Below are 5987 nucleotides of genomic sequence, written 5' to 3' on the forward strand. Positions count from 1 at the left end.
GGCGGTGCGGGCGGGGCTCGCCCGCAGGGTGCCTCAGCTGCGGGCGGGGGCGGTTCGGGCGCCCTCGGCGCCGTCCTCGCCGGAGGCGCCGGCCGCGCCGGCGGAGGTGCCGCTCCCCTCCCGGTCGGTGCCGTCCGCCACGCCGGCCGACTCGGGGACGAGCGGCACAGTCGGAGCTGCGGGCCCGCCTGCGGCGGGGGCCGGGGCGGGTTCCGCGCCGCGCAGCGGCACCTCGCGGATGAACCAGGCGGCAAGGAAGGCCGCCACGGCGACGCAGGCGCCGACGAGGAAGATGAGACCGACTGCCGAGCTGACCGCGTCCTGGTAGGCGACGCGGGCGGCGTCCGGCAGGGCGGCGAGCGATGCGGCGTCGAGCTGACCGCCGCCCTCGCCGATCTCGACGTCCACCGCTCCGGCGGCGTCGCCGAGGGAGGCGGCGAGGCGGGAGTTGAAGAGCGAGCCGAGAGCGGCGACGCCGAAGGAGCCACCCAGCGTGCGGGCGAGGGTCGCCGTGGAGGAGGCGACGCCGATGTCGCGCAGCTCGACGCTGTTCTGCGGGATGAGCATGGTGAGCTGCATCAGGCAGCCCATGCCGCAGCCGAGCACGGCCATCGAGAGTCCGGTGGTGAGCCGTGAGGTGTCGGTGCCCACGGTGGAGAGGAGCAGCAGGCCGGTCACGACCAGCGCGCCACCGACGATCGGGAAGATCCGGTAGCGGCCGGTGCGGGTGGTGGCCCGGCCGACGATGAGCGAGACGCTCATCATGGCGAGCAGCATCGGGAGCAGCTGCATACCGGAGTTGGTGGCGGAGGCGCCCTGAACGGCCTGCTGGTAGACGGGCAGGAAGATCATCGCGCCGAACATGACGATGCCCAGGACGAAGCCCATGCCCACGGCGAGCGAGAAGTTCGGGTTGCGGAAGAGGCCGAGCGGCAGCAGCGGTTCGGCGACGCGCCGCTCCACCACGATGAACACCGCCAGTGTGGCGACGCCGACGACGGCGAGGCCGATGATGGTGGGCGATGCCCACCCGTACTCGGACCCGCCCCAGGTGGTGACGAGGACGAGCGCGGTGATGGCGACCGTCAGCAGTACGGCGCCGGTGTAGTCGATCCGGGCGGTGCTGCGGCGCTTGGGCAGGTGGAGGACGGTGGCGACCATGGCGATGGCGATCGCACCGAGCGGCACGTTGATGTAGAAGGCCCAGCGCCATCCGAGGCTGTCGGTGATGATGCCGCCGAGCAGCGGGCCGCCGATCATGGCGACGGCCATGATGCTGGCGAACAGGCCCTGGTACTTACCGCGCTCCCGCGGCGGTATCAACTCGCCGATGATCGACATGACGCCGACGAGGAGACCGCCGGCACCGAGCCCCTGGAGGGCGCGGAACCCGATGAGCTGGCCCATCGTCTGGGCGGCGCCGGACGTGACGGAGCCGGCGACGAAGATGACGATGGCGGTGAGGAAGATGCCTTTCCGCCCGTACAGGTCGCCGAGCTTGCCCCACACGGGGGTCGAGGCGGCGGTGGCGAGGGTGTAGGCGGTGACGACCCACGAGAGGTGGGCGAGTCCGCCGAGGTCACCGACGATGGTCGGCATCGCGGTCGCGATGATCATGTTGTCGAGCATGGCCAGCAGCGCCGAGATCATCAGCGCGACGAGGACGATGCGGATGCCGCGCGGCTTCCTGCCGCCTGCCGGCCGGTCGGCCGGTTGCTCGGCCTGCTGCTCGGGTCGGGTGTCCCGGGTCACTGCGCTCCCACCGGTTCTGCTCACACCGGCCTCACTTACTTGCCGACCGGCTAGTTCGGGTACAGTAACGCAAGCTACGGCAGCCACTTGCCGGGCGTCAAGTCAGTTGGCCTGCCCCTGCCAGGCCCCGGTCCAGCCGGTGGCGGCCCCGGGGCGCCGGGGGCGAGCGCAGCCGCACCCCGCCGGAAGGCGCGGTCGGCGGCGGTCCGACACGGCCCGTCCCCGCGCCGACACGGCTGCGGGACAATACAGCGGCACCACCACGAGGCGGCACGGCGAAGGAGAGGTATGAGCGGCACGGAAGGCGACACGACCGGAGGCCGGCGTGGCAACACCCGCGGGCGGATCCAGGAGGTGGCCCTCCGCCTGTTCGTGGCACGCGGCTACGACAACACCTCGCTGCGGGAGATCGCCGAGGAACTGGACGTGACGAAGGCGGCGCTCTACTACCACTTCAAGACCAAGGAGGAACTCGTCGTCGCGATCTACGACGAGTGGACCCGACCCATCGACGCCATCGTGGCGTGGGCGGGCGAGCAGGAGCCGACCCTGGAGAACAAGCGGGAGGTCCTGCGCCGCTACAGCGAGGCCATGGCCTCCGCCGGCCCGCTCTTCCGCTTCATGCAGGAGAACCAGGCGAGCCTGGGCCGGTTCCACCTCGGCGAGCGCTTCAAGGAGCGGGTACGGGTGCTGGGGGCGCTGCTGGTGCCGCCCACCGCGGCGACCGTGGACCGCATCCGTGGCCTGGCGGCGCTGCACACCATCCACGCCGCGGTCTTCGCCGTCTCCCAGTACATCGACGTCGGCCCGGAGGAGAAGCGGCTCGCCGCGCTCCAGGTCGCCCAGGAACTCCTCACCGCCGCCGCCGGTGACGGACCCGCCGGAGCCGCGGCCGTGAACGGCGGCGACGTGGCCGGCGGCGCCGAGGGCTGACCGCGGCCCGCTCCGCCGCACGCACAGGACCGCGCCCCCGCAGCCTCATCGAGAGGCGGCGGGGGCGCGGTCGTGTCAGGCGCTCAGCGGCGACCGTCCGGGGACGGCTGCTCAGCTCTCCTTGGAGAGGTTCGGGCCCTTGCCGGCCGCGGCGTCCACCGGCGGGGCGTCGGGCAGGGCGGCCTTCTCCTCACCGTGGAAGGTGAACTTGGCCTCCTTGTCCGTGCCCTCGGTGCCGACGACCACGATGTGACCGGAGCGGAGCTCGCCGAAGAGGATCTTCTCCGACAGGACGTCCTCGATCTCCCGCTGGATCGTCCGGCGCAGCGGCCGGGCGCCGAGCACGGGGTCGTACCCGCGCTTGGCCAGCAGGGACTTGGCCTCCGGGGAGAGCTCGATGCCCATGTCCCGGTCCTTGAGCCGCTCGTCCACCTGGGCCACCATCAGATCGACGATCTTGATGATGTCCTCGCGCGTCAGCTGGTGGAAGACCACCGTGTCGTCGACGCGGTTGAGGAACTCGGGGCGGAAGTGCTGCTTCAGCTCCTCGTTGACCTTGGCCTTCATCCGCTCGTAGCCGGTGTTGACGTCCCCGGCGACGGCGAAGCCCATGTTGAAGCCCTTGGAGATGTCCCGGGTGCCGAGGTTGGTCGTCATGATGATGACCGTGTTCTTGAAGTCCACGACCCGGCCCTGGGAGTCGGTCAGGCGACCGTCCTCCAGGATCTGCAGCAGCGAGTTGAAGATGTCCGGGTGCGCCTTCTCGACCTCGTCGAAGAGGACCACCGAGAACGGCTTGCGCCGCACCTTCTCCGTGAGCTGGCCGCCCTCCTCGTAGCCGACGTAGCCGGGAGGCGAACCGAACAGCCGGGAGACGGTGTGCTTCTCGCCGAACTCCGACATGTCGAGGGAGATCAGCGCGTCCTCGTCACCGAACAGGAACTCGGCCAGCGTCTTGGAGAGCTCCGTCTTACCCACACCGGACGGGCCGGCGAAGATGAACGAGCCACCCGGACGCTTCGGGTCCTTCAGACCGGCGCGCGTACGGCGGATCGCCTGGGAGAGCGCCTTGATGGCGTCCTCCTGGCCGATGACGCGCTTGTGGAGCTCGTCCTCCATGCGGAGCAGCCGCGAGGACTCCTCCTCGGTCAGCTTGAAGACCGGGATGCCGGTGGAAGCGGCGAGGACCTCGGCGATCAGCTCCTCGTCGACCTCGGCGACGACGTCCATGTCGCCGGCCTTCCACTCCTTCTCCCGCTGCGACTTCTGCGTGAGCAGCTGCTTCTCGTCGTCCCGCAGGGAGGCGGCCTTCTCGAAGTCCTGCGAGTCGATCGCGGACTCCTTCTCGCGACGGACGTTCGCGATCTTCTCGTCGAACTCGCGGAGGTCCGGCGGCGCGGTCATCCGACGGATGCGCATGCGGGAACCGGCCTCGTCGATCAGGTCGATCGCCTTGTCCGGCAGGAAGCGGTCCGAGATGTACCGGTCGGCCAACTGCGCGGCGGCGACCAGGGCGGCGTCGGTGATCGAGACACGGTGGTGCGCCTCGTACCGGTCGCGCAGCCCCTTGAGGATCTCGATGGTGTGCGGCATCGACGGCTCAGCCACCTGGATGGGCTGGAAGCGGCGCTCGAGCGCGGCGTCCTTCTCCAGGTACTTGCGGTACTCGTCGAGCGTGGTGGCACCGATGGTCTGCAGCTCGCCACGGGCCAGCATCGGCTTCAGGATCGACGCGGCGTCGATGGCTCCCTCGGCGGCGCCGGCGCCGACCAGCGTGTGCAGCTCGTCGATGAACAGGATGATGTCGCCGCGGGTGCGGATCTCCTTGAGCACCTTCTTCAGGCGCTCCTCGAAGTCACCGCGGTAGCGGGAACCGGCGACCAGCGCACCCAGGTCGAGGGTGTAGAGGTGCTTGTCCTTCAGCGTCTCCGGGACCTCGCCCTTGACGATCGCCTGGGCCAGGCCCTCGACGACGGCGGTCTTGCCCACGCCGGGCTCACCGATCAGCACCGGGTTGTTCTTGGTGCGACGGGACAGCACCTGCATGACCCGCTCGATCTCCTTCTCGCGCCCGATGACCGGGTCGAGCTTGGACTCACGGGCGGCCTGCGTGAGGTTGCGGCCGAACTGGTCCAGCACGAGGGAGGTGGAGGGGGTGCCCTCGGTGGGGGCGCCCGCGGTCGCGGCCTCCTTACCACCGGAGTAACCGGAGAGCAGCTGGATGACCTGCTGCCGCACGCGGTTGAGGTCGGCGCCCAGCTTCACCAGGACCTGGGCGGCGACGCCCTCGCCCTCGCGGATCAGGCCGAGCAGGATGTGCTCGGTGCCGATGTAGTTGTGGCCGAGCTGGAGGGCCTCGCGCAGCGAGAGCTCCAGCACCTTCTTGGCCCGGGGGGTGAAGGGGATGTGGCCGGACGGGGCCTGCTGGCCCTGGCCGATGATCTCCTCCACCTGCTGGCGGACCGCCTCGAGCGAGATCCCGAGGCTCTCCAGGGCCTTAGCGGCGACACCCTCACCCTCGTGGATCAGACCCAGAAGGATGTGCTCGGTGCCGATGTAGTTGTGGTTGAGCATCCGGGCTTCTTCCTGAGCCAGGACGACAACCCGCCGCGCACGGTCGGTGAACCTCTCGAACATCGTTAATCGCTCCTCAGAGCGGTCAGTCAGTAAGGGGTCGGTCCCCTCTCTGTCCTTCCGCAGCTTAGTCCCGCGGCCCGGGACCGCTCATTCCAACTGCCGACACCGGCCCGAATCGCCTCAGCGTCGGGACAATGCAGCCGACACCGGCCCTCCTGCCCCGAACAGCCGACAACAGTTCAACCCGATAGTGAGAGACGATGTTCCCGTAGGCCAGGAGATTCCACCTGACATGGCTTACGCCGAGGGCGAACAGCAATGTTCGCCGCGCAGGTCGGGCCCTCCTTCACCTGCCGGGGACACCCCGTCTTCACTGGGGGCTTCCTACCCGTCCAGGCTGTCACTCCATGCAGCGCGGACCCACAACATCCGCTACCGGCGAACACCGGACCGGCGCGGACGAGTGGTCGGGGCGCCGCTCGTGCCGCCGGGGCCGGACCGGGGGAACCCGGGCCGCGCGGGGCGATGCCGGGGTGGCGGCGCCACCCGCGGCGGAACCCGGGAGCAGCGGCGAACACGCAGGGCAGCAGCATCGGGACCAAGCGTAGCCCACGGGGCCCCTGCTGGCGCGGTGCGCGCGGCGGCAGCCGGGGCGGGAGCGGCGGGTGGACGGCCCGCGAGGAGGCGGAGGCGCGCCGCCGGGGAGTCGCCTCCGAGCCGGGGAC

The 5987-nt window shown here is 70.4% G+C and carries 3 protein-coding genes; 1 reads left to right on the forward strand and 2 read right to left on the reverse strand.

Annotated features, from left to right (window positions below; all coding sequences use genetic code 11):
• Window positions 1-33 precede the first annotated feature (33 nt).
• Entirely contained in the window at window positions 34-1752 is a 1719-nt protein-coding gene (locus HCJ92_RS21220; protein ID WP_338054301.1) for a DHA2 family efflux MFS transporter permease subunit, read from the reverse strand.
• 288 nt (window positions 1753-2040) lie between these two features.
• On the opposite strand from HCJ92_RS21220, the gene HCJ92_RS21225 reads away from it, so the two are divergent.
• Window positions 2041-2685 carry a TetR/AcrR family transcriptional regulator gene (locus tag HCJ92_RS21225; RefSeq protein WP_167935221.1) on the forward strand — a complete coding sequence of 215 codons (645 nt, stop codon included), beginning with the start codon at window positions 2041-2043 and terminating at the stop codon, window positions 2683-2685.
• A gap of 111 nt (window positions 2686-2796) precedes the next feature.
• On the opposite strand, the gene HCJ92_RS21230 is transcribed toward HCJ92_RS21225, so the two are convergent.
• Window positions 2797-5322: an ATP-dependent Clp protease ATP-binding subunit gene (locus HCJ92_RS21230; RefSeq protein WP_167935222.1), complete on the reverse strand. Its 2526-nt coding sequence runs from the start codon at window positions 5320-5322 to the stop codon at window positions 2797-2799.
• Between the last annotated feature and the right edge of the window lie 665 nt (window positions 5323-5987).

This window comes from Streptomyces spiramenti (assembly GCF_012034385.1).
Taxonomy (GTDB): domain Bacteria; phylum Actinomycetota; class Actinomycetes; order Streptomycetales; family Streptomycetaceae; genus Streptomyces; species Streptomyces spiramenti.